Genomic DNA, 22,967 nt, shown 5'->3' on the forward strand with positions numbered 1-22,967 from the left:
TCCGGACTCCTTTCACCATCAAAGATTGAGCGATTTCCTCTCCATCAAATAGCAGAAGCAGTCCTGTCGGATAATTCGCTTGTCCAAGGTCAGCATGGACGGCATCACCGCCCTTTTCAGCACCAGCCGGTCTTCGCGAATTTCGAAATAGTCGGCGGCGACATCGTGCCCCGATTCGTCGCAGGCGATGAACGGAAGAGTGGACGAGCCGTTCTTGACCATTCCCAAAGCCGTCCCGGCGCTCAATTCCGTGAAATTAAGATGATCCAAATCTTCGTTCAGCCGAAGGTCGGTGTCCTCGGATGAAAAGTCGAAGGACACGTTCTCGCGCACGGTGACTTGTACGACCGTGTGATAAAAATCCAGATCCTGCGATGCAACCGGGTGGTCCGGTATATCGGTGAGGTGCAGGCAGGCGTCCAAATATTCGAAGACATGCTCGCTCCCGTATTTTTGTCCAGGCTTGCCACATTCCAGGGTAACCGCAGGACACAGCCGGGCGAAAGCAGAGGTTTGGGTGCCTTTGGGATAGGTAAAATAAATCACCAACCGGCTGAACATGGACGCCAATCGAAAAAACCGGTGGTCCAGCCGGTTGACGCAGGCGTAATGAGGGTTCACCCCGGTATTGTTGTGCACATCGATGCTGGCGAAAACGCGACGCCTGGCCATTTCTTCCATTACCGACTGCATCATGGCCGTCTCAGGGCAAGCGGAATGCGTAGTTCCGGGCCAAATGCGATTGTAATCCACCTGCCCATCCAGCCGCCGCACACCATTCCGCGCCGCACTGACATTGCCGATGAAAACCGACAGCGCGCGCGGCAAAGTCTGGTCCGAATACTTTCTGAGCAAGCTTTGCACAGCAAGTAGGCCGGTAGGCTCATTGCCGTGAAGCAGAACGGACACGAACAAGGGTCTTTCCTGACGTCCCGGGAGATGAATGAGCGTAGGTCCCGGCAATATCGTATGGAGGCGTTCCGCGGCTATCTCGGTCAATCCTTGCGGGACATGGTCCAGTTGAGTCAGAGACGGAGCATCCATCAGAGCGGCCATCGATGAACCGGCTCCCCGCTCTTCTGACGATTCAGATACTCGCGAGTCATGGTCGAAAATTCCCCAGGATGTTTCTCTATAAAGCGGCGTTGCCATTCGCTGCCGGTCTGGCCGGATAATATCCGTTGCTCGATAATGCCCAAAAAATAGGCGATATCCGCTTCCGCCAACCCCAATCGCTTTAAACCGGATTCCGCTTTCGGGAGCAGTTCATGCAGAAGCCATGGCTTGAGCGGCAGCTTTGTCTCGTCCCGCCAAATCACGTGCGCCCCCAGGCCGTATCGAGCCGCCTGATAAAAATTATCCTTGGCCTGAGCGAACGGAATCAACGGCTCATGGTACTCGTTCGCGAACGCTTCCACCAAACCGTAAAAGAATGCCGCATTGGCGATCATATCCACAATGCTCGGCCCTGCGGGAATAACGCGATGCTCGATTCGGATATGGGGGCGGCCGTCGGGATCGAAACCGACCAGAGGGCGGTTCCAGCGCCAGATGGTGCCGTTGTGCAGCCGCAAATGGGCGAACTGCTCGGGCGGGCTCTCCGACAGTATCGGCAGCAAAACCGGATAATGTTGAAAATTCTCCTCGAACACCTCGGTAATAGCGTGCCTCGCATAACCGCTGCCGAAGCCGACTCTATGCAAGGGGCCGTGGCTCGCCTCATGGAAACCGCCGCTGTCGACCGCTTGCTCGAACAGAGGAATCCGCGTCTCCGCCCACAGATCCTTTCCGAACAAGAACGGCGAATTGGCGGAAACAGCTACCAGCGGCGCGGAGACCAGAATGGCGGTATTGAAATACTCCCGTACCCGTTCAAGCGGAACCTGGAGATGAATCTGAAACGATGTTGCCGCCGATTCCAGCATCACGTCCTGGTGTTCGACCGCGAGATGCTGATGACCGGAAATGTCGAGTTTCAAAGGCTCCTGGCGACGTGCCGACAGAATCTGCTCGTTTAGCGCCCGGTATCGGTTCATCTCCGAAATATTGTTCAGATTGAGCACCGCCGAGGGCACCGTAGGTAAGATTCCGATCGCCACGAGTTCGACGCCCAAAGATTCCGCCGCCGCGCAGGCCTTTCGCCAGAGTTCGCCCAAATCGACGCGAAGCTGCGAAAGCACCTGTCCCCGCAGGAATTGCGGCACGCTATTGAACTCCACATTGAATTTCGCGAGCTCCGGACAGGCGAGCGAGCCGCCGAAAGCTTCGAGAAACGCGGCATTGACCGGCGCGGGGTTCATTTCCGAATCCACTAGCCAGGATTCCAGCTCGAACCCGGTAATCGGTCCCAGCGACGAACACACGCCCTTACGGACATAGCGGCTGAGTAATCCAGTTTCCGCTTCCAGGCGCTGGCGAAAATTATCGAAATCGGCATCGGAGAACCGGGCTTTTTCTATCTCTTGCCCCATGTTCCACCCCAAAGTTTTGGCGCTCTGACCACATCATGCCACGGACTTAAGGCCGACCAAAGACGCAATTTATCTTATGCAGGCTATAGACCGCAAAAGTGGTCGAAAAGATTGATCCTGGCCAGCGAAAGCGCTTAAAATCACGAAGACAAGCGGGTGTAGTTCAATGGTAGAACCTCAGCTTCCCAAGCTGATGACGTGGGTTCGATTCCCATCACCCGCTCCACGTCCCCCGCCTTCTTCATCCTCGAACATCAAAGTTGCTTCACTTCAGTTCGAACCGCCTACGCAGGCAGGCTCAGGTTATTCCTTTGAGATTGCCATAGAGAAAAGCCCACATAAGACACAATCCCAATATTGACGGCGAAAGTCAGGACCTTGATCCACGAGACGCCGGCCAGCAACTCGAAAAGCTCTATGGGAATATAGATGGCACCGCTCGCCACCGCGAACCACTCGGCCCAGCGCCGTCCTCGCCATAATCCATAAGCCTCGATAAACCGCAACCCACTGTACGTAAATGCAAAACCGGCAAAAAGCCAAAGCCTCTTATCAGAAAGCCGTCCTGCCAAATCGATAAAAATTCGCGGATACCGGCTGGCTGGATTGAGGTGAAAATGACCGACAATTTCCTCAGCCAGTTGCTGCACATCATGATGGATAAGCGAGAGGAGTCCGAATCCCGCCAGCACGATCAGCACACCTTTGCTCAACTCGACTATCGCAATCACGCGTAAGCCTCCCGGCGAGTGCGAAGACCTGACGACGCTATTTTGCTTGGCAGATAATAGTTGTCCCATGACCACACGCCTCCTAAAATCCTTGGCCGCCAACTTTTTGAGCAAATGAACTCGGGATCGAGCGATTGGATTGCGAATATGATCGACGTCGCATCTTTTAACGCCGGCTGTCATGCGCCATGTCCCCGATGGCTGTGCTAGACCGTTGGCAATACCTTTTTGAGTAGCTCCACTATGTTTCTTATCCTTTGCATTTTATGAAAGACCCGATCGACAACAATCAAGTCAGCATGAACGCCTTTAAACGCCTGTTGTTCATGGCTCTGTTTTTTGCGCTCTTCGGTATCGTACGTTTTGTTCTGTGGGCCATCGTCCTGTTCCAGTTCATCGCCCATCTCTTTACCGGCCGAGCCACCCGCCTCGGCGTGAAATGGGGTGAAGCCCTGTCGGCGTGGATTTACAACATGATGCTCTTCATGTCCTACAGCACCGACCGCATGCCTTTCCCGTTTTCCGCTTTCGGAGCGAGAGAGGATTGACGGTCGCGGAGTTCGTTGCTCAATTATCCGAGCTTTCAAGCTCTTATCTTTCAGCATCCCCGAAAATAAAAAAACCCACCATACGGTGGGTCAAGAGGAGGAAGAACACATACATGTAGACAGCGTGGCAGCCCGTTAGTTCATGCGCACACGAAATTTTGTTGCCTGCTGTGTACAAATTGTTGCGGCAAAGGTGCCGCCGCGTGAGCGAAGATCCCGGCCGATGCCGAGGAAGTGATCGGATGAGGCGCGGACCGGCAAAGCGCCTTCCACCTTCAAGAGATATAGCCTGGAAAAGATGCGGTAGATCGGCAATCCCTTGCCGACGAAGGCCTCCCGATAGTGCTACGACATACCGGAAAAGGCTCTGATGGCGGCTATTGCGCCGCTTTCCGATTCAGCAGGTAATAAACCACCGGCACCACATAGAGGGAGAATGCGGTCGACGCGAAGATGCCGAAGATGAAACTCCAGGCAAGGCCGGAGAAGATGGGATCCAGCGTGATGACGAAAGAGCCGAACAGCGCGGCGGCGGCGGTGAGAAAGATCGGGCGGAGACGGGTGGCACCGGCCTCGATGAGGGCATCGACGAGGGTTTCGCCCTGAGCCCGCAGCCGCTCGATGAAGTCGATGAGAATGATGGAATTGCGCACCACGATGCCGGCCAGAGCGATCATGCCGATCATGGCCGTTGCGGTGAACAGGATGGGATTGTCGAAACCCGCCACGGGCTCGGTAAACAGCAGGTTGAGCAGCGCGAAGCCGGGCATGATGCCGATGACGGTCAAGGGAATGGCCACCATGATGATGAGCGGCATCCCCAGGGAACCCGTCTGCGCCACCAGAAGCACGTAAATCATGAGCAGGGCCGCACCGAACGCGAGCCCTAAATCCCGGAACACATCCACCGTGATCTTCCACTCCCCTTCCCCGGCCAGATCGACCGTATAGCCTTCGGGCAGCGGTTTTTCGTCCTCGATGTCCCACCAGTCGAACACGGCTTCCACGGGACTTCGCCCCGCCATTTCGGCGGTAACGTAGCTCAGGCGCCTGAGATCTTTATGATAAATCGTGAGATCGGCCGGCTCCTCGATCGCGTGGCCGATTTCTCCCAGCGGCACCAGCGAGCCGTCCAGGCCTTTCACCCGGAGCGTATTCAGATCGGCCATGGAGGAGCGTTCCGCACGCCGCAGCCGCATGACGATTTCCAAGGGCTGGCGCTCGGACGAAATGTGCACGACGCCGATGGACATTCCGTTCAACGCTGCGCGCAGGGTTTCCGCGACCTCCGCCACGGTTACGCCGTGCAGCGCGGCCTGCTGACGGTCCAACTGATAGCGGATCACGGTCTGCGGCTCGTCGACGGTATCGTCCACATCCACGACGCCCTCTATCCCGGCGATCTCCTGTTTCACCCGCTCGGCGACGCGCGCCAGATCGGAATAAGCCGCGTCCAGAGGCCCGTATACCTCGGCCACGAAGGTGGACAGCACCGGGGGACCCGGAGGGGTTTCGACGATCTTGGCATTGGCGCCGTAAGCCTTGGCGATCCGCTCGATATCGGGACGGATGCGCAGGGCGATTTCGTGAGACTGCTGCTCGCGCCGTTCCTTGGGCAGCAGGTTGATCCGAATCTCGGCCTGATGGGGCTCGCGCCGCAGATAGTAATGCCGCACCAAACCGTTGAAATCCATGGGCGACGCGAGTCCGACGAAGGTCTCGTAATCGGTCACTTCGTTGACGGTGGCGAGATAATCGCCCAGCGCCCGCGCGGCGGCGTCGGATGCTTCCAGTGTGGTGCCGCGCGGCATGTCGACGACGATTTGCAGTTCGTTCTTGTTGTCGAAAGGCAGGAGTTTGAGCGGCACGATGCGGAAGACCGCGAGCAAGGCAGAAACTACGAAGGCCGCCAGCACCAGCCACAGAAAAATCTTCGCCCGACCGGCAGTCGCCAGGAGTCCGCCCAAGGTGCGGTGATAAAACCGGTACACCGTGCTCTGCTTGAGATCGAACGCTTCCTCGCCCTTGCCGTACTCGCTCTTCAGAAGGTAATAGCTCGCCCAGGGGGTTACGGTGAACGCCACCAGGAGCGACATCAGCATCGCGATAGGTACGTTGAAAGCCATGGGCGCCATGTACGGCCCCATCATGCCGGTGATGAAGAACATCGGCAGAAAGGAAACGATGACGGTAAAGGTCGCGAAGATGGTGGGCGGACGGACCTCGTCGACCGCGGTCAAGGTGGCGTCCAGGGGCGGCTCCCGGCGCAGCTGGAAATGGCGAAAGATGTTTTCCACATCGACGATGGGATCGTCCACCAGGAGCCCCAGCGACAGAATCAGCGCGAACAGGGTCACGCGATTGATGGTGTAGCCGAAGATGAGATCGCAGAACAGGGTCACGCCCAAAGTCATCGGCACCGCCAGGGCGACGATGAAAGACTCCTTCGGCCCCAAGGCGAAAGCCAAAAGGACGACGATCGTGGCGATGGCGATGAAGAGATGCCGGACCAGTTCGTTGACCTTGTGATTGGCGGTCTCGCCGTAATTGCGGGTGATATTGACGGTGACGTTTTCCGGAATGACGGTGCCGTACAGTTCGTTCGCCGCCTCGATGACCTCTTCGGCCACCGCAACCGCATTGGCCCCTTTCCGCTTGGCCACGGTTACGGTGACCGATTGCCGCTCTTCGCCGGGCTTCGCGGCTTCCGTTTCGCCCAGGTGCGGGCTCTCGGCGGCTGCCGGCCCGTAGCCGATCCGGGTGTAACTCGATGCTTCCTGCGGACCGTCGATAACCGCCGCCACGTCGCGGAGATAAACCAGTTTGCCGCCCTGCCCGGCCACAACCGGCGTGCCGGCGACTTCGTCCGCGCTGGTAAAGAACGGACCGGCCTCCAAGCGGACGGCGCGGTTGGCCTGTTCGAAGGTCCCGGCCTGCAGGTTGATATTGGCGGCTTGCAAGGCTCGCATCACGTCCAGAACGGTTACGCCGTGTGCCGCCAAACGCGCGGGATCGGGATAAACCGAGATCTGCCGGCGCTCTCCGCCGACCACGGTAATCTTGCCGGCATCCTCCACCACGGCCAGTTTGTCCTTCGTCTCGTCGGCCAAACGGCGCAGCGCCGCCGCATCGTAAGCCGGATCGTCCGACGACAAAGCCAGCGTAACGATGGGAACATCGTCTATTTCCACCGGCTTTACGGTCCAGGAGCTGACCAAGGGCGGTATCCGGTCCTGGTTGGACATCAGCTTGTTCCATACCTTGACCAGGCTGTCCTCGCGGTCTTCGCCGACATAGAAGCGCACCGTCACCAGGGCCTCGCCTTCGCGCGAAGCGGAATACACGTATTCCACGCCGTCCACTTCCCTCAGCAGGGTCTCCAGCGGCGTTGACACCAGTTTTTCGACCTCCTCGGCATCGGCACCGGGCGCGCTGATCAAAACGTCCGCCACCGGCACCACGATCTGCGGTTCTTCCTCGCGCGGCGTCAGCACCAGCGCGGCGAACCCGACCAGAAAGGACGCGATCAGCAACAACACCGACAGCTTGGAGGTGATGAACAGCTCGACGATGCGGGCCGTCAAACCCCGCTCGACAGAGGTTTCCGCGCTCATCGGCCGGCCTCCCGGAGCAGCACGGTGTCGCCTTCCTTGAGCCCCGAAAGGATTTCGATCTGGCCGTCGTAGCGCTTGCCGGTGCGGACGTGGCGCAGCCGGACCTTATCGTCCACCACCAGCCGCACGCTCTCGAGCTGTCCGACGCGGCTCACGGCGGAAACCGGCAGCAACAGCACCTCGTCCTGACCGCAGGCTTGATAGAGCCAGCCGAACGCGCCGGGCTGCACGGCCGAATCTTCGGGCAAACGGGCTTTCACCAGCACGGTTCGGGTCTTGGGATCGGCAGCGGGCTGAATTTCGTCCACCACGGCATCGAGTTCTCGTTCCGGATTGGCGATGCGGACCTTGAGTTCATTCCCGATTTCGACCAGGCCGGCACACTCGGCGGGAATGGCGCTCTCGATCCGAAGCCGCTGCGATTCCTGAAGAACCAGTGTCGGCGAACCGGGCAACGCCATGTCGCCCGGCTCCAGACGGCGTTCGACGATGACGCCGTCGAAGGGCGCGCGCAACACCGTTTCCGCCAGTGAAGATTCCGCCTCGCGAATCGCGTCCCTGGCTTCCCGCACTTGCGCTTCGGCGGTCCTCGCCGCCGCCAGGGCGGCATCGAGGGCTTGCCGGGTCGCGGCCTCTTTGTCGTAGAGGTTTTGGATTCGGCGCGCATCCGCACGAGCGCGTCCGGCTTGCGCCTCGGCGGCGGCGAGAGCGGCGCGCGCCTGGCCGAGGCGCGACCGAGTTTCCCGTTCGTCGAGGCGTGCCAGCACTTGGCCTTGCTTGACGCGGTCGCCCGCGCGAACCGTGATTTCCAGAATCCTGCCGGGAATCTTGGGAGCGATCTGCGCCACCGTCCGCGCCGCGATGGTTCCGGGCCAGGCAAAGACTTTTTCGACTTCCTTTCGAATCACCTGGGCCGTAGACGCGTTCTTATCAACTCCCCCATCCACCAAGGCCTCGCTCACCCCCGGTTCCACCTTGTCCTTAAAGCCTCCCTGCATCCACACGAGAAGAAGGATCAAAACGGCTACCGCGATCAGGGCGTAGACAAGCTTGGTCCGGGAGTGCGTGGCATGCGTCATGAATTAGCCTATCGGTTTCTTGCTTGTTCGTAGTCGGGCAAAAGTCCCCGGCGTCTGAATGAAAGCCGGCCAGAGCGGGGGTTGAAGCACAGGTTGTCCGGAGACCTTACCGCCAGTGTCCCACCGCCTTCTTCAGCTGCGCTTGCGCCACCTCCGCCTCGTAACGGGCGACGATGGCGCGCAGGGCGGCATCGGCACGATCTGTTTCCGCTTCCAGATACCGCGTCACGCTAGCAGCGCCGCCCCGATACTGCTCATTAACCAGTCGCAGAGCCTCGTCGGCGGCGGCAGCGCCGGCTTCCGCCACTTTAAGGCGTTGCAGCGCTTCTTCCAGGGTCGTATAGGCGCGCCGGACTTCATCCTCGATCTCCAGCCGGGTGCGCTGCTCCAGGGCTTGAGCTTCGGTCAGCCGGCGTTCCGCTTGGGCGATACGGGCGCTGACCGCGCCGCCCGAAAATAGATCCACCTCGGCGTTGACGCCCAGGGTGACGTTGTCGCGGCTGAACGCGAAATCCGGCGAGCGGCTGTTCTGACCGTAAGCAGCGTAGGCATTCACCCGCGGCCAGCGCGCTCCCCGTTCGGCCTGAAGTTCCTCGTGCCGGATCTGCGACTGATGTATCGCGGCCTGCATCTCGGGACGCTGGGCCAAGGCTTGATCCAGCAGTCGCGCATAATCTTGAGCTGGATGGTCGGCAAGTCTGTCCGCGGGTTCGCGCAGCTCCAGGATTTCGCCCGTCGTGATGCCGAGGAGCGTCTTAAGCGCCGAACGGGACAATTCGATGGCGTTTTGGGCCTTCAACTCGGACTCGCGGGCCTCCGCCGCGCGGACTTCCAAGGATAAAACGTCCGCCTTGAGCGCCATGCCTTCCGCCACCCGATGTTTGGTATGCTCCAGTTCGCGCTCGACGGCCTCGATCGAATGGCGCGCCACATCCACTTGCTGCGGCGCGGACAGCAGCGCGTAATACGCCGCCGTCACTGCCGCAGCCAGACGGTTGCGAATCGCCGAGCGCTCCAGTTCGGCCGCTTCGACGCCCAATTCGGCGGCTTTCTTCCGATAACTATCCTGCCCGCCTCGATACAACGACCAGGTGCCGACGATCTCGGGGCGAAAGTTTTCCACCCAGCCCGGATGATTGATATCCACGCCGAAGTTGAAACGACGCTGTGCCACGATATAGGAAAAGGCTTGGGAAGGATCGTCGGAATAGGCGTAACCGACCCGCGCCATAAGCTTGGGATAGAAGTTCGCGGCGGCTTCGGCAACCTTGGCCTCGGCCTCGCCGATCCGGGCGGCGGCCGCGAGAAGATCGGGATTTTGCTCGAAGGCCAAATCGATGGCTTCCTCCAGCTTGAGCGGATGGCGAGCGCTTGTTTCCGCCAGCGCGTCTGCGGCAGACCCGGCTCCGATCAGTATCAGACAGAGCGTCGAACCCGCGGCCAAAAGTCTCGACTGGAAAAGCTTCAAACTCATATCCTGCCTTTGCTCCTCATCGTCTTGCGCCTTGATGCTTGAAAACCGCCAAGTGCTTCGAAACTCGAATGCCTACCCCGGATCTGTCAGCGCACTCCGTAATGCGAATACCGCTCGATCATGGACAAGCTAAAATATAAGCATTTGCTAATATTTAATCAAGTCCGCATCCTGCTCGAAAGGATTGCACCCCCTCGGGATGTTCGATAGCTTTTTAATGTTCGCCCCTCAGCCCGCAGTCTCGCGCGGGCGAATGAAGAGGCCGCCGACCGTTTCACGAACGGAATTTACAACACGTACCACAGGAAAGCATCTCAATGTCCCAGGAAAGAGATTTCGTTCCCCTCAACATCGCCATATTGACGGTATCCGACACGCGCACGGAAGACACCGATGTTTCCGGGAAAAGCTTGATCGACCGGCTAAGCGCCGCCGGACATCACCTGGCGGATAAACGCATCGTAGCCGACGACATCTACCGAATCCGCGCCGTGGTATCGGAATGGATCGCCTCCGAGACGATACAGGTCGTCATCACCACCGGCGGCACCGGCGTGACCGGACGGGACGGCACACCGGAAGCGGTTTCAGTCCTGTTCGACAAGACTCTGGACGGATTCGGCGAGGTTTTTCGCGCCGTCTCGTATCAAGATATCAAGACGTCCACGATTCAGTCCCGCGCCGTTGCCGGGGTAGCCAACGGGACCTATATCTTCTGTCTGCCAGGCTCTTCGGGCGCATGTCGAACCGCTTGGGACCAGATCATTCGAGATCAGCTCGATTACCGTACCCGTCCGTGCAATCTGGTGGAATTGATGCCCCGCTTGCTGGAGAAATGAGCCGAACAGGGAGTGCGCGACGACGCTGACAACTTAAGTAAACACCCATGAACCGCAGCCAACTCGAATCCGGAGCATCCTCATGACCCAGCTTACGCTTGCCGCCTTGTTTTTCGTCGGCATTCATTTCTTGATCGCCGGCACCCGATGGCGGGATCGGCTGATCGAGAAATACGGCGAGCGGATCTACCGCATCGGTTTTTCCAGCCTTTCGCTGCTCGGCCTAGTCTGGCTGATTTACGCCTACCGCCGTGCGCCTTACATCGAAACCTGGGGACAGCTCGCGTGGTTCAAACCCGTCGCGGCGCTTTTGATGCTGGTCGCTTTTTTCCTGGCTGTCGTCGGCTTAACGACACCCAATCCGACTGCGGTAAACGGTGAGTCTCTACTCTCTGAAGCAGAGCCGGCACGAGGCATTCTGCGGATCACCCGTCATCCCTTTCTTTGGGGAATCGGCCTGTGGGCCATCGTGCACCTGATCGCCAACGGCGATGCCGCAGCACTCGTACTGTTCGGGTCCTTGCTGATCCTAACGATAGGTGGAACCCGCTCGATAGACGCCAAGCGTCAAAGGCACTTCGGAGAGCAATGGGCGAAATTCACGGCCGTTACATCCAATATACCTTTCAACGCCATCCGAGAAGGGCGCAATCAGCTCAAATTGGGCGAGATCGGTTGGTGGCGCATCACGCTGGCCGTAGCGCTTTATCTCGCAATACTGCATTTTCACAGCAAACTATTCGGAGTTTCGCCGCTCTTCTGACTTTATTAATCAGGCCCGTAAATACCCTCCTGGTATTTTGGGCCGCCGCCAAGGCCCGGTAAACGCTTGGGCTTTGGCTCACGCGGCTGGTCGCCGCGCCGGGGCGCATCCCTGCCCCGGATTAACCCGGTCTATATTGATAGGCCGGGTTAATAACAGCACCGGGATCAAGTCCCGAAATTTTGCATCGAAACTTGAGATTCTTGAAATTAAGGAGTCACGGCAATGAACGACGATACTTTCAACATGGACATCCGCAAGTTCCTGAAAAAGGTCGGTGTGACTTCGCAGCGGGAGATCGAGCTGGCCGTGCACGACGCGCTGCAAGCCGGCAAGCTCGTCGGAAACGAGAAATTCGCCGTCAAGATGACCTTGGAAGTTCCGGCCCTGAACATCCATCACGTCATAGACGGCGAGATCGCTCTGGAGTAGTTCCTTCAAACACGTTCGTCGGCAAAGGATTGCCGACCTACGAATGGGTACGGGCGGTGTCCCCGTCCACGCCGCTATAAAGCGATGAAAAACGCTCTAGCGCGCCGCCCCTCGACGGCGGGCTCAGCCGCCGGTAGCGTTCATGTGGCGGAAGATCACGGGCTGTGCCTTGATGTCGAAATAATGCCGTTCGGGCTTGATCGCCATCGAATCGACGATCGCATGTTTCAGCTTGTGCATATCGCCGGGATTGGCTCGCAAGACCCGTTTCAGATCTATCGAGTGTTCGTTGCCCAGACAGAGCAGCAACCGGCCTTCGGCCGTCACTCTCACGCGGTTGCAGGTTCCGCAGAAATTGTGGCTGTGCGGGGATATGAACCCCACACGTGTGTGGGTGCCGGACACGCGGTAATAACGGGAAGGTCCGCCTGTGGTTTCCGGCGTGGGCAGCAGGACAAAACGCCGGTCGAGATCCCGCTTGATGTCGTCGCTGGAATAATACTCCTCGGCACGGTCGTGCCCATCGACCGCGCCCAGCGGCATCTCTTCGATGAAGCTGATGTCGATGTTCTTGGCGATCGCATAGTCGACCAGATCGCTCACCTCGTCATGGTTGCGATTCTTGAGCACGACGGCATTGATTTTGAGTCGTTCGAAACCGGCATCCAGCGCGGCGTCGATCCCGCGGAGCACCTGATCCAAGTCCCCTATCCGGGTCATCTTCCGGAACCGGTCGCCATCCAGCGAATCGAGACTGACATTGATGCGCTTTACTCCGGCGGACTTCAGCAGCAATGCGGTTTTTTCCAGCTGCGATCCGTTGGTCGTCAAAACCAGCTCTCTCAAGCCCCGCAGCTTGCCGATTTCTTGCAATAGATCGACCGCGCCCTTGCGCACCAGGGGCTCTCCGCCCGTGATGCGTATCTTTTCGACGCCGAGTTCCACGAACGCCGTGGCGACGGCCAGGATTTCCTCGAGCGTCAAGATCTGAGCGCGGGGCAAAAAAGCCATGTCCTCGCTCATGCAATAAATGCAGCGAAAGTCGCAGCGGTCGGTGATGGAAATGCGAACGTAACTGATACGCCGCCCGAAGCGGTCTATCAATTGCGCGGGTAAAGCCGCCATAGTCTAGTCATTCCGATCGGGTAGGTTCGAAAGCTTAAATCACGATTTTCCCACGAAGGCGGCCCAATAGCCAAGCAAATCACTCAGGATTTCATCTCCATCTTCTTCCGTTCATAAAGTCCCGGTTAAGAAACCTCCAGCGCCTTTCGAACGTCCGTCGCCCAGCGGATCGATTCCACGTAAGCGCTCGCCGGTACGCCCTGTTCAAACTTGCAACCCTGAATTTCACCGGGCTCGGCGCGCTCGAATGCAATCGCGGCGCGGAGCACATCGCCGATCGGGCCGCTACCATGCAGCAGCGCCTCATCGATGCGGTCATCGAGGTTCAAGTGTCGCAGAATGTCCTCCTTGGGAACGTCCATGACGGCGTCCAGCAGGGAAAATAACCCGGTTATGTAATAAAGCTCGGTATTTGGCCGTTTCATTCGTTCGGCCAGCAGCTCGCAGGTTCGCGCCCGTACCAGTGCCGTGGTCAGCAACTCGCGCGGGCGGTAATCGACGGAATTGACCAGAATGACCGACGCCCAGTTTTTGATCCGCTGTACGCCGAAGAAAATCACGGCCCGGCGGATCGAGTCGATCCGCTTCGTCACACCGAAAAATGCGGCATTGACTAATCGGAGCAGCTTATAACTCAGGGTCATATCGCGCGTGATGATCGCCTCGGCCTCGGCGACGTCGACCTTTGGACTTTGGAGCCGCGCAAGCAGTTCGAGCACGGCCAGGCGGTTTCCCGGTATATCGCAACTGCGCAAATGTCGGGGCCGCTCGAAAAACATGCCTTCGTAATAATCGAAACCCAGCTTGCGGAAACGATCGTATTCGTCCGGCGTTTCTATGTCTCTCACCAGAAGATGCAGATTTTGGTCGTGGCGGGCCGTCCAACTGATCTTAAAACCGTTCAGCTTTCTGGCATCCAGGGAGCAGATCGATACGAAGTCGGCCTCGCGCCTAAGTTCGACCAAATCGCAGGACGGATTATGAAGCGCGATGGTAAAACCCTCGTCGGCCAGGCGGGATACGGTTTCCTCCGCCGCACTATCATTCAAGACGTCTCCCGATACCGCCAGAACCACCTGGGACTTCGGCCAGGCCAATCCTTCGCATACGGTTAAAGAAGTGGACGGCACCCGGAGCATCGCTCGGCTATCGCCGACCAAATCTCTCAAATCCAGCGCCTGGCCGGCCTGCCGCACCGCTTCGGTCCACCGATCTTCGCTGTCTTTGGTCCCTACGCTCAGAGCTTCACCGCTGCAAAAGCTAAGCTCGTAGCCGTATACATCGAGAGTGTGCGTGTATATGGGCACACGACCGATCAACCCATCGAACATACTGTCTCCCCCACCGTATTTCGTCCAAAATGAAACCAAGCAAGAGGCTAGCACAAGAAACTTTCATGCGCTCGACGTGTTGTCGCCGCGTGGAATGACGACCAAAATCGGCCGACTACCGGTCGTTTAGCCTGCTCCGGAATAATTTATTAATCAGGCCCGTAAATACCCTCCTGGTCTTTCGGGCCGCCGCCCAGGCCGGTTACACGCTTAGGCCTAGCTCACGCGGCTGATCGCCGCCCCGGATTAACCCGGCCTAATTTAGAAGCCGGGTTAATAACGTAGACTTAGACTGTGACGGACGTGGACGGAAACAACGGACTGCCGCAATGGCGAGAAACGACGGCACCGGTGCCGTGTCGGTCCCTCCGGCAGCTTGGTAGCAGGAAATTTTCCGGGCTTTATCGGAGATAAAACTCGGCTCAAAATTGTCTTTAAGTATACGCATACGTATACGCGTCCCACAGTCTGGCCAAACGGACTGACCACCACACGGTAGGCGCAAGACCTTCGTTTAAAATCTCAAAGAACGGGACGGACACACGAGACAACCTAATGAATAAGCTCTTACAACTCTTTAAAGACGCATCGGCTTTCAGCGAAGACAACGTCGGTTTTCTCGAAGATCTCTACGAGAGATTCTTGCGGGATCCCGAGTCCGTCGATGAAAGCTGGCGGGAGAAATTCCGGTCGATCCAGCACGAATTGACAAGAGAGGAGCCCGCAGCCGAAAGAGAGCGCCGCGTCATCAAAGCGGCAATCGGGGAATCCGAAGCGGAAGAAATGCTGCGCAAGCAATCCGCTGTAGACCGGCTGATTTATCAATACCGAACCCGCGGCCATCAGTCCGCCGACAACAACCCGTTAAAGCTATCCCCCCCGGCAGCGCTGAAGGATTTGGACCCTGCCCATTACGAGCTGAGCGAAGATGAGCTGGACCGTCCGTTTTACATCGACATCCTGCGAAGCCCGGAACGGCTGCCATTGCGCGAGATTCTCTCGATGCTGCGGCAGACCTATTGCGGACACGTCGGTGCGGAATACACGCATATCGTCGACAGCGACATCAAGCGATGGATCCAAAAGCGGCTGGAAAGCACGCGCGCCCGCGGAAACTTCAGTGCCGAGGAAAAGAAATGGATGCTGAAGCTCCTTACCGCCGCCGAGGGTATAGAAAAATACCTGCATCGGAAGTACGTGGGCCAAAAGCGGTTCTCGCTCGAAGGGGCGGAAAGCCTGATTCCGCTGCTGGACGATCTGATCCAGCGGGCAGGCGAAAAAGGAACCAAGGAAATCGTGATGGGCATGGCCCACCGAGGGCGGCTGAATGTGCTCATCAACATCCTTGGGAAAAAGCCCAGCTCGCTATTTCAGGAGTTCGAAGGCATATATCCGAACGCACCGCCATATGCCAGCGCAGGCGACGTGAAATATCACATGGGCTTCTCATCGGACATCGAAACGGGCGGCGGCATGGTGCATCTTGCCCTGGCCTTCAATCCTTCGCATCTCGAAATCATCGATCCGGTCGTGGAAGGTTCCGTGCGCGCACGCCAGGACCGGCGCGAGGACGAAGACGGCGAGACCGCCGTACTCCCGGTCCTGATTCACGGCGACGCCGCTTTTGCGGGGCAAGGCGTCGTCATGGAGACGCTCAACATGGCCGAAACCCGTGCTTATACGACGGGTGGAACCATACATGTCGTCATTAATAACCAGATCGGCTTCACCACCAGCAACCCGTTCGATGCCCGATCCACGCTGTATTGCACCGATGTTGCGAACATGATTCAGGCGCCGGTTTTTCACGTAAACGGCGACGATCCCGAAGCGGTGCTCTATGTCACCCGGCTCGCTCTCGATTATCGGATGAAATTCAAGCGAGACGTGGTGATCGATCTTATCTGCTATCGCCGCCACGGGCATAACGAGGCGGATGAACCGGCCGTGACTCAACCTTCGATGTACCGGTTTGTCCGCAACCATCCGCCGGTTCGGAAGCTTTACGCCGACCGATTGATCGCCGAAGGAGTGGTAACCCCCGACGTCGTCCAGCGCATGGAGGAGGATTACCAAAATGGTCTGAAGAAAGACGAAACATTCCTCCGGCCGATCGTTCACGACGCCATGAGCTACTACAAAACCCGCTGGGATCACTACCTCGGCACCGAGTGGACGCTGCCCTGCGATACAGGTTTGCCACAGAAAACGATTCAAGACCTGTCGCAGCGACTGATCGGCATTCCGCCGGGATTTGCCCTTCATCCGCGTGCGGCGGCGATCATGGAAAGCCGGCGCAAAATGGCGGCCGGGGAAATACCTCTCGACTGGGGATATGCTGAAACTCTGGCCTATGCCTCGCTGCTGACCGCGGGTTACGCCGTGCGTTTGACCGGTCAAGACGTGGGACGCGGAACGTTTTTTCATCGCCACGCAACTCTGTATGACCAAGATTCCGGCGATACCTATATTCCGCTTCAGAACCTCAGCGACAACCAGGCGCGTTTTTACATTTACGACTCGCTGCTGTCCGAAGAAGGCGTGCTCGGGTTCGAATACGGCTACAGCAGCTCCGAGCCTGACACCCTGGTCATTTGGGAAGCCCAATTCGGAGACTTCGCCAACAATGCCCAGGTTGTGATCGATCAATTCATCACCTCGGGAGAGACCAAATGGGGACGGCTCAGCGGACTGACCATGCTTCTGCCGCACGGCTACGAAGGCCAGGGCCCCGAACATTCATCGGCCCGGATCGAGCGCTATCTGCAACTATGCGCCGAACAGAACATTCAGGTGTGCGTGCCGACGACACCGGCCCAGATCTTTCATCTTTTGCGCCGGCAGATGCTGCGACCTTACCGGAAGCCGCTGATCATCATGACGCCCAAAAGCCTGCTGCGGCACAAATTGGCCACGTCGCGGCTGGAAGAATTGTCGGACGGATGCTTCCGCAACATCATCGGCGAAATCGACGCCCATGACCCGGCCAAGATCACCCGCGTCATCCTCTGCACCGGCAAGGTGTTCTACGATCTTCTGGAGACTCGGCGCAAGGAAAACCTTCACCACGTCGCCATTATCCGCATAGAGCAGCTCTATCCCTTTCCTTACGATCTCTTCATGCAGGAACTGGCGGCTTACCCCCAAATGAAAGAATTGATCTGGTGTCAGGAAGAACCGGAAAATCAGGGCGCGTGGCACCAGATCAAGCACCGCTTCCTGAGCCTGCTGGAAAAGGACATCGTCCTCAGCTATGCTGGACGGCCGATGTCTGCTGCGCCCGCCGTAGGCCAATTCCACCGGCATTTGGAGCAGCAGAAGAAAGTTGTCGAAGACGCATTGTTTGGAACCGTGCCCCGTCAAGAGCCTTTAGGAATAGTTCATGCGCATCGAAGTCACCGTGCCTAATCTGCCCGAGTCCATCACCGACGCGACCTTGCTCGACTGGCGTAAACAGCCGGGCGATACGGTGCAGAAAAGCGAGACTCTCGTCGACCTGGAAACCGACAAGGTGATCCTCGAAGTTCCCGTGCCGGACAACGGCGTGCTGCAGGAAATCCGACACGCCAAGGGTGACGTGGTCGGGAGCGGTGAGCTTCTGGCGGTCATTGAAACAGAGGCCCGTCCCGCGGTCGCCGAAACTGCCGCGCCCCCGGAAATACCGGCAAAGCCGGAACCGGCGGCTGTGCCCGAGGCGGTACCCAGACCCGTGAGGTTCGCCCAACCCATGGGACCTTCGGTACGCAGGCTGATCATGGAGCATAACCTCGATCCGGCGCAGATAAAAGGCACGGGACGCGAGGGCCGTTTGACCAAGCAGGACGTCCTGGATTATCTGGAATCGCAAAAACGCAAGACCGTCGAAGCGGTTGCGCCGGCTCGGAGGCCGGAGCCGGCACCGAAGGAGAGACCCGAGGTCAGAGCGACGGAAGGCCGGGGCGAACGACGTGTGCCGATGACCCGGCTTCGAGCCCGCATCGCAGAGCGCATGATCGAGGCGCAACACACGACCGCAACATTGACCACATTCAACGAAGTCAATCTGCAGAAGATCTTCGACCTGCGGAATCAGCACCGCGCACGTTTCGAGCAGGAATATAAGATCAAGCTGGGCTTCATGTCCTTTTTCGTCAAGGCGGCGGTGGAAGGCCTCAGACGCTTTCCGATCATCAACGCTTCGATCGACGGAAACGACATCGTCTACCACGATTATTACGACATCGGCATCGCAGTATCCACCGATCGCGGGCTAGTGGTGCCGATCCTGCGTGACGCCGACCGTCTCAATTTCGCCGAAATCGAAAAGGCGATCATCGATTTTTCACAAAAAGCGCGGGACGGCAAACTCAGCTTCGAAGAGTTGAGCGGCGGCACGTTCACCATCACCAACGGCGGCATTTTCGGATCGATGCTCTCGACCCCGATCCTCAATCCGCCGCAGAGCGCCATTCTCGGCATGCACGTCATCAAGGACCGGCCAGTGGTCGAGGACGGACAGATCGTGATTCGACCGATGATCTACCTGGCCCTTTCCTACGATCATCGCATCATCGACGGCCGCGAAGCCGTGACTTTTCTGTTCACGTTAAAGGAACTGCTGGAAGATCCGGTCAGATTGCTACTGAAGATCTGAAGCTAAGGCTTTAATAGGCTGCGCCTCGTCCTCGGCCTCGGTCCGATCTGGTTTTCGCCCGGACGATTGGTCGAACAAAGGCAATCGAATCGAAAATTCGGCGCCCTGATCTTTGCCGGCGCTAGCCACCGAAATTTTACCGCCATGCATCTCCACCAGGCTTTTTACGAGAGCCAAGCCGACACCGAGTCCGCTATGGCCACTATGCAGCGGCCGTTCGAACTGAACGAAGGGTTCGAAGATATGTTCGAGCGCGTCCGGCTCAATCCCGATGCCGTTGTCTCTCACCTTAATCGAGATTTCCCGTCCCGTCTGCTTCATCGCCAACTCTATCCGGCCTTTTACAGGCGTAAATTTTGCGGCGTTCATCAATAGATTGGCGATGATCTGCGAGAGCCGTGCCGGGTCGCCCCAAAGATAAATCGGCTGGCCGGCTGCACTATGCACCAACTCCTGCTGGTTCTTTTCGATCACCGGCCGACAGACTTCGATAGCATGGGCGATCACCGAAGCCATATCGGTGACTTCAAAACTCAGCTGTAACTTGCCCCTCGCGACCCGCGATATATCCAAAAGATCGTTGATCAGCCGAGTCAAATATTTAACCTGGCGCTCGATGCTATCGGTAGCCGATTCGAGCAATTCCGGCCGTTCCGAGCCACGCCGTTTCAATAATTGCGCCGAAGTCAAAATCGGCGCGAGCGGATTCCGGAGTTCGTGAGCCAAGAGGGCAATGAACTCGTCCTTTCTTCGATCGGCCTCGCGCAGTGCTTCTTCAACCTCCTTGACGTGACGCAAGCTCTCTTCCGCGCGTTTCCGGTCGGTAACATTGGAAAGAACGCCAACCAGTCTCCGGCCGCTCTCCCGGTTGCCCAAAACATGCTGTCCCCGCGCTTCGACCCAGTTCAATTGTCCATCCGGCGAGACAATGTGGAATTCCTGGCTATAGCTCTCGGCGGGCTGATCGCCGCTCTCGGGAACCGAGGGCAAGTTCCGTTCCGCGATATCCCGTACCCAGGCCAGAAATTGGTTCTCGAAACCGATAGCTGAATGCATATCCGTCGGGTCCAGCCACGTTATTCCGCCGCTCGACGAATCACGCTCCCACACCGCCATGCGGCCGGCTTCGAGGGCCAGCAGCAGGCGTGCTTGACCGTCCCTCCATGCTTTCTCACCGCATTTCATTTGATGGATATCCATAGCGATACCCACCCACTGGCGGACCTCGCCGCGTTCGTCGCAAAGCGGCAAAGCGCGGATGAGATGCCAGCGATACTCTCCGATCCGATGACAGCGGAATCTGAGTTCTGTCTCGTAAGGGCGCTTTTTTCTTAGCGCCTCCGGCTGCTCGGTGAATACTCGCTCGCGATCTTCGGGGTGCAATACCGACGTCCATCCCTGCCCACGACTCTGTTCCAAGGTCAAACCACTGTACTCGAGCCAATGATGACTTGCGTAGACCAAAGTGCCATCCGGCGCAGCCGTCCAGATCACGAGAGGAGACACCTCCGCGAGAAGCCGGTATCTTTCTTCGCTTTCCCTTAGCGTGTCCTCGAAGCGCTTTTGCCCGGTGATATCTTTAACGGCAACATTTACGCCGGACACAAAGCCATCGTTTTCTTTTATCGGAAAAAAACTCGCCAGCAGAACCCGCTGTGTTTGAGAACTGTTCGGCGTTGTCCCTGAAATCTCTTTTTCCAGAATCGGCTCGCCCGATACGATCACCCGCCGCAGTAAGGGAATGATTGCTCGACCGACCTCCGGTACCACCTCCTGTATGTCCCGCCCGATATGTGCTTCCACGGGAACTCCATGAATTTCGGCAAGCCGACGATTAATTCGGACAAAGCGCAGATCCCGGTCGAGAAAGCAGAGACCTACCGGCGCCGTGGCATAAATACCCTCGATTTCTGCAAGTTGCGATTTGACGGCACGCTGGCTGCGCACCACCGACTCCTCCAATTTCCGGCGACGCACGATTTCTTGCTCCAGCATTTGTTGGCGGCGCGCAGACTCGTGGGCTTGGAATCTGGAAAGCCGGTGCCAGTGACCGATCCCGCTCAGCAACAGCCCCTCGGCTACGAAAAATACGAGCCGAACCTGTTCATCCATATAGGGAAAAAGTCGCTGGATGCCGAAAGCGGATTCTCCGAAAAGAAAATGATCCGCTGCCAGCCCGAGAATCAGCGCCAATATCCCGGCGCCGAATCCGCCTAGGAAGGCACCCACGGCAACCGGAATTAGCAGCAATAGGCTGATCGGAGCCGGTCGGTTCATCGCATGGGTCGCGGCGATCAACCCTAGGATAACCATCAGAGAGGCGAGCACGGCAATATAGGGCTTAAGAACGGCGAATGGATTGCTGGGCTTCAACGTCTCGCTGGATTTATTGAAGCTGGACACGCCTGACCTCCATTCCGATAACCCCGGGCAACACTTGCCAAGTCCTAAGCACATTTATCCATCCCAACCCGAATACGATGACGGAATGGACGATAAAAGCTCCTACGTATTTGTATCAGCTACAGATTGAATAACGGCCATCGCGGCACTGCGGTCAGGCTGCGACGATCGGTAGCTTATATTTCGAAGATAAGAACGATTCGTTCAGTCACGCCGAGTTTATTGGAACATTTCGGCTCATATGAAAGACCTGAACGCTCTGTGGCCGTAGAGTACGATGTCTAACGCCGATTCGAATGTACGTACTCTTACGTATGTCTGGATTACGCTCTCTGCCTTATCTGCTACCAAAAGGACCCGTGACGCAGAACCAAGAGGAATTTACGGCCTATGCCAGTAATTCCAAATCGCTTTCAATAAGGCATTAATTTTTGTAGGGTGGGTTAGGCCGCGAGGCCGTAACCCACCGAGCGACCTCGAATCGGTGGGTTACGCTCCGCTAACCCACCCTACGTAATGTTCACTCGAATGCCGAATGGAATAAGCCGTTCGCTCGAAGCTTGTCAAAGGGTTTCTATGGCCTACTGGAATAGGCTCCTGATGGTGACGTTCGGTTAACCGACGCCGGAACTGATTCTGGAGCGCAACGCTTCTAGGTTTCGCAAATAGGCGACAAGCTTTGGTTCCCAAGCGGCGACACAAGCCAACGCTGTCGTGCCAAACGACAGTCATCAACCCGCTACAAACCGTACCAACTCAGCCCAAGTATGGCTCGCCCGGTCAAATCTCGTCGTGACGATTAACGGATTCCCATCTGAATCGCGAGTGCCACGAGATCGGCGAGTGACTGAACGCCCAGCTTCTCCATAATGCGGGCACGGTGGATTTCAGCGGTACGATGACTGATGCCCAATGCCTTGCCGACCTGTTTGGCCGAATAGCCACGTGCTAGGTACACCAAAATTTCCTTTTCACGCGGTGTCAGATTAGCGTATAGAGCATCAAGCTCGTGCTGACGCGACTTTTCTTCGTAACGCTGATAACTGAGAGCGAGTGCGTTTCTTATCGCCGGTATCAGGACGTCGGCATCGACGGGCTTTTCAAGAAAATCTACGGCTCCACCCTTGAAGGCTGCTGTCGATTTGGGCACGTCGCCAAATCCCGTCAGAAAAATGATAGGAAGGTTAAATCCCCTCTCAGTAAGGATCTGTTGCAAATCCAACCCGGAAATTTGCGGGAGATTGATATCCAGAATGAGGCATCCTTGTTGCTCGGGCTTCACCGAAGCCAGGAAATCAGGCCCGGACAGGTAGGTTTCAACAACAAATCCCTCAGCCCTCAGTAGCGCTGCCAAGGCATCGCACACGTCGGGGTCATCGTCGACGATGAAAACTGTTAGTCCATTAACAGCCATATCTAACGCCTTTCCAATTAGTATGGTTTCGAGGGTATGCGGTCGGTATTTTCCATGAAGGTCATGCATTTGTATATACGAATATGCAGCCAAACCGGCCCGAAATATGA

General features: G+C 57.5%; 16 protein-coding genes and 1 tRNA gene. 7 read left to right on the plus strand and 10 right to left on the minus strand.

Features of this window, described 5'->3' with window-relative positions:
• Positions 1 to 18: 18 nt before the first annotated feature.
• Positions 19 to 1,056: a M14 family metallopeptidase gene (locus tag ACR2TX_RS01545; RefSeq protein ID WP_077731625.1), complete on the minus strand. Its 1,038-nt coding sequence runs from the start codon at positions 1,054 to 1,056 to the stop codon at positions 19 to 21.
• Positions 1,044 to 2,471 (minus strand): glutamate--cysteine ligase, encoded by a 1,428-nt coding sequence (locus ACR2TX_RS01550; RefSeq protein WP_434130982.1) that lies wholly within the window; start codon positions 2,469 to 2,471, stop codon positions 1,044 to 1,046. The genes ACR2TX_RS01545 and ACR2TX_RS01550 overlap by 13 nt, the downstream gene beginning before the upstream one ends.
• A 152-nt stretch (positions 2,472 to 2,623) precedes the next feature.
• Here ACR2TX_RS01550 and ACR2TX_RS01555 point away from each other — a divergent pair.
• A tRNA-Gly gene (locus ACR2TX_RS01555) sits at positions 2,624 to 2,697 on the plus strand.
• A gap of 58 nt (positions 2,698 to 2,755) precedes the next feature.
• Here ACR2TX_RS01555 and ACR2TX_RS01560 read toward each other — a convergent pair.
• On the minus strand, positions 2,756 to 3,271 hold the full coding sequence (locus ACR2TX_RS01560) for a DUF2127 domain-containing protein (RefSeq protein ID WP_086134491.1): 516 nt from the start codon (positions 3,269 to 3,271) through the stop codon (positions 2,756 to 2,758).
• A gap of 197 nt (positions 3,272 to 3,468) precedes the next feature.
• Between ACR2TX_RS01560 and ACR2TX_RS01565 the strand changes: the two genes are divergently transcribed.
• Positions 3,469 to 3,750 (plus strand): DUF4389 domain-containing protein, encoded by a 282-nt coding sequence (locus ACR2TX_RS01565; protein ID WP_077731622.1) that lies wholly within the window; start codon positions 3,469 to 3,471, stop codon positions 3,748 to 3,750.
• Positions 3,751 to 4,127: 377 nt separating this feature from the next.
• Here the strand turns inward: ACR2TX_RS01565 and ACR2TX_RS01570 are convergent, their stop codons facing one another.
• From ACR2TX_RS01570 to ACR2TX_RS01580, 3 genes are all read right to left on the minus strand, one after another.
• Complete coding sequence (locus ACR2TX_RS01570) at positions 4,128 to 7,364, minus strand: efflux RND transporter permease subunit (RefSeq protein WP_434130984.1); 3,237 nt, start codon at positions 7,362 to 7,364, stop codon at positions 4,128 to 4,130.
• On the minus strand, positions 7,361 to 8,443 hold the full coding sequence (locus ACR2TX_RS01575) for an efflux RND transporter periplasmic adaptor subunit (RefSeq protein WP_434130986.1): 1,083 nt from the start codon (positions 8,441 to 8,443) through the stop codon (positions 7,361 to 7,363). The genes ACR2TX_RS01570 and ACR2TX_RS01575 overlap by 4 nt, the downstream gene beginning before the upstream one ends.
• A 106-nt stretch (positions 8,444 to 8,549) precedes the next feature.
• Positions 8,550 to 9,917: a TolC family protein gene (locus ACR2TX_RS01580; protein WP_434130988.1), complete on the minus strand. Its 1,368-nt coding sequence runs from the start codon at positions 9,915 to 9,917 to the stop codon at positions 8,550 to 8,552.
• A 317-nt stretch (positions 9,918 to 10,234) separates the two neighbouring features.
• Here ACR2TX_RS01580 and moaB point away from each other — a divergent pair, with 317 nt between their 5' ends.
• From moaB to ACR2TX_RS01595, 3 genes are all read left to right on the plus strand, one after another.
• Entirely contained in the window at positions 10,235 to 10,756 is a 522-nt protein-coding gene (gene moaB / locus ACR2TX_RS01585) for a molybdenum cofactor biosynthesis protein B (RefSeq protein WP_434130990.1), read from the plus strand.
• Positions 10,757 to 10,838: 82 nt separating this feature from the next.
• Positions 10,839 to 11,519 carry an NnrU family protein gene (locus ACR2TX_RS01590; protein WP_434130992.1) on the plus strand — a complete coding sequence of 227 codons (681 nt, stop codon included), beginning with the start codon at positions 10,839 to 10,841 and terminating at the stop codon, positions 11,517 to 11,519.
• Between the two features lie 225 nt (positions 11,520 to 11,744).
• Positions 11,745 to 11,951, plus strand: coding sequence for a DUF6494 family protein (locus ACR2TX_RS01595; protein WP_077731220.1), 207 nt, complete (start codon positions 11,745 to 11,747; stop codon positions 11,949 to 11,951).
• Between the two features lie 123 nt (positions 11,952 to 12,074).
• Here ACR2TX_RS01595 and moaA read toward each other — a convergent pair whose 3' ends face one another.
• Entirely contained in the window at positions 12,075 to 13,076 is a 1,002-nt protein-coding gene (moaA, locus tag ACR2TX_RS01600; protein ID WP_077731221.1) for a GTP 3',8-cyclase MoaA, read from the minus strand.
• A gap of 125 nt (positions 13,077 to 13,201) precedes the next feature.
• Complete coding sequence (locus ACR2TX_RS01605) at positions 13,202 to 14,407, minus strand: EAL and HDOD domain-containing protein (RefSeq protein WP_077731222.1); 1,206 nt, start codon at positions 14,405 to 14,407, stop codon at positions 13,202 to 13,204.
• A gap of 555 nt (positions 14,408 to 14,962) precedes the next feature.
• Here ACR2TX_RS01605 and ACR2TX_RS01610 point away from each other — a divergent pair.
• Together ACR2TX_RS01610 and odhB are read left to right on the plus strand one after the other, a co-directional pair.
• On the plus strand, positions 14,963 to 17,815 hold the full coding sequence (locus tag ACR2TX_RS01610; protein ID WP_434130993.1) for a 2-oxoglutarate dehydrogenase E1 component: 2,853 nt from the start codon (positions 14,963 to 14,965) through the stop codon (positions 17,813 to 17,815).
• Complete coding sequence (gene odhB, locus ACR2TX_RS01615; protein ID WP_077731224.1) at positions 17,790 to 19,040, plus strand: 2-oxoglutarate dehydrogenase complex dihydrolipoyllysine-residue succinyltransferase; 1,251 nt, start codon at positions 17,790 to 17,792, stop codon at positions 19,038 to 19,040. Before ACR2TX_RS01610 ends, odhB begins: the two co-directional genes overlap by 26 nt.
• Here odhB and ACR2TX_RS01620 read toward each other — a convergent pair.
• On the minus strand, positions 19,026 to 21,443 hold the full coding sequence (locus ACR2TX_RS01620; RefSeq protein ID WP_434114062.1) for a PAS domain S-box protein: 2,418 nt from the start codon (positions 21,441 to 21,443) through the stop codon (positions 19,026 to 19,028). The two genes, odhB and ACR2TX_RS01620, sit on opposite strands and share 15 nt — an antisense overlap.
• Positions 21,444 to 22,242: 799 nt before the next feature.
• Positions 22,243 to 22,857 (minus strand): response regulator transcription factor, encoded by a 615-nt coding sequence (locus ACR2TX_RS01625; RefSeq protein WP_166642602.1) that lies wholly within the window; start codon positions 22,855 to 22,857, stop codon positions 22,243 to 22,245.
• Positions 22,858 to 22,967 lie beyond the last annotated feature (110 nt).

It is taken from the genome of Methylocaldum sp. GT1BB (assembly GCF_051027545.1).
In the GTDB taxonomy this organism is placed as follows: domain Bacteria; phylum Pseudomonadota; class Gammaproteobacteria; order Methylococcales; family Methylococcaceae; genus Methylocaldum.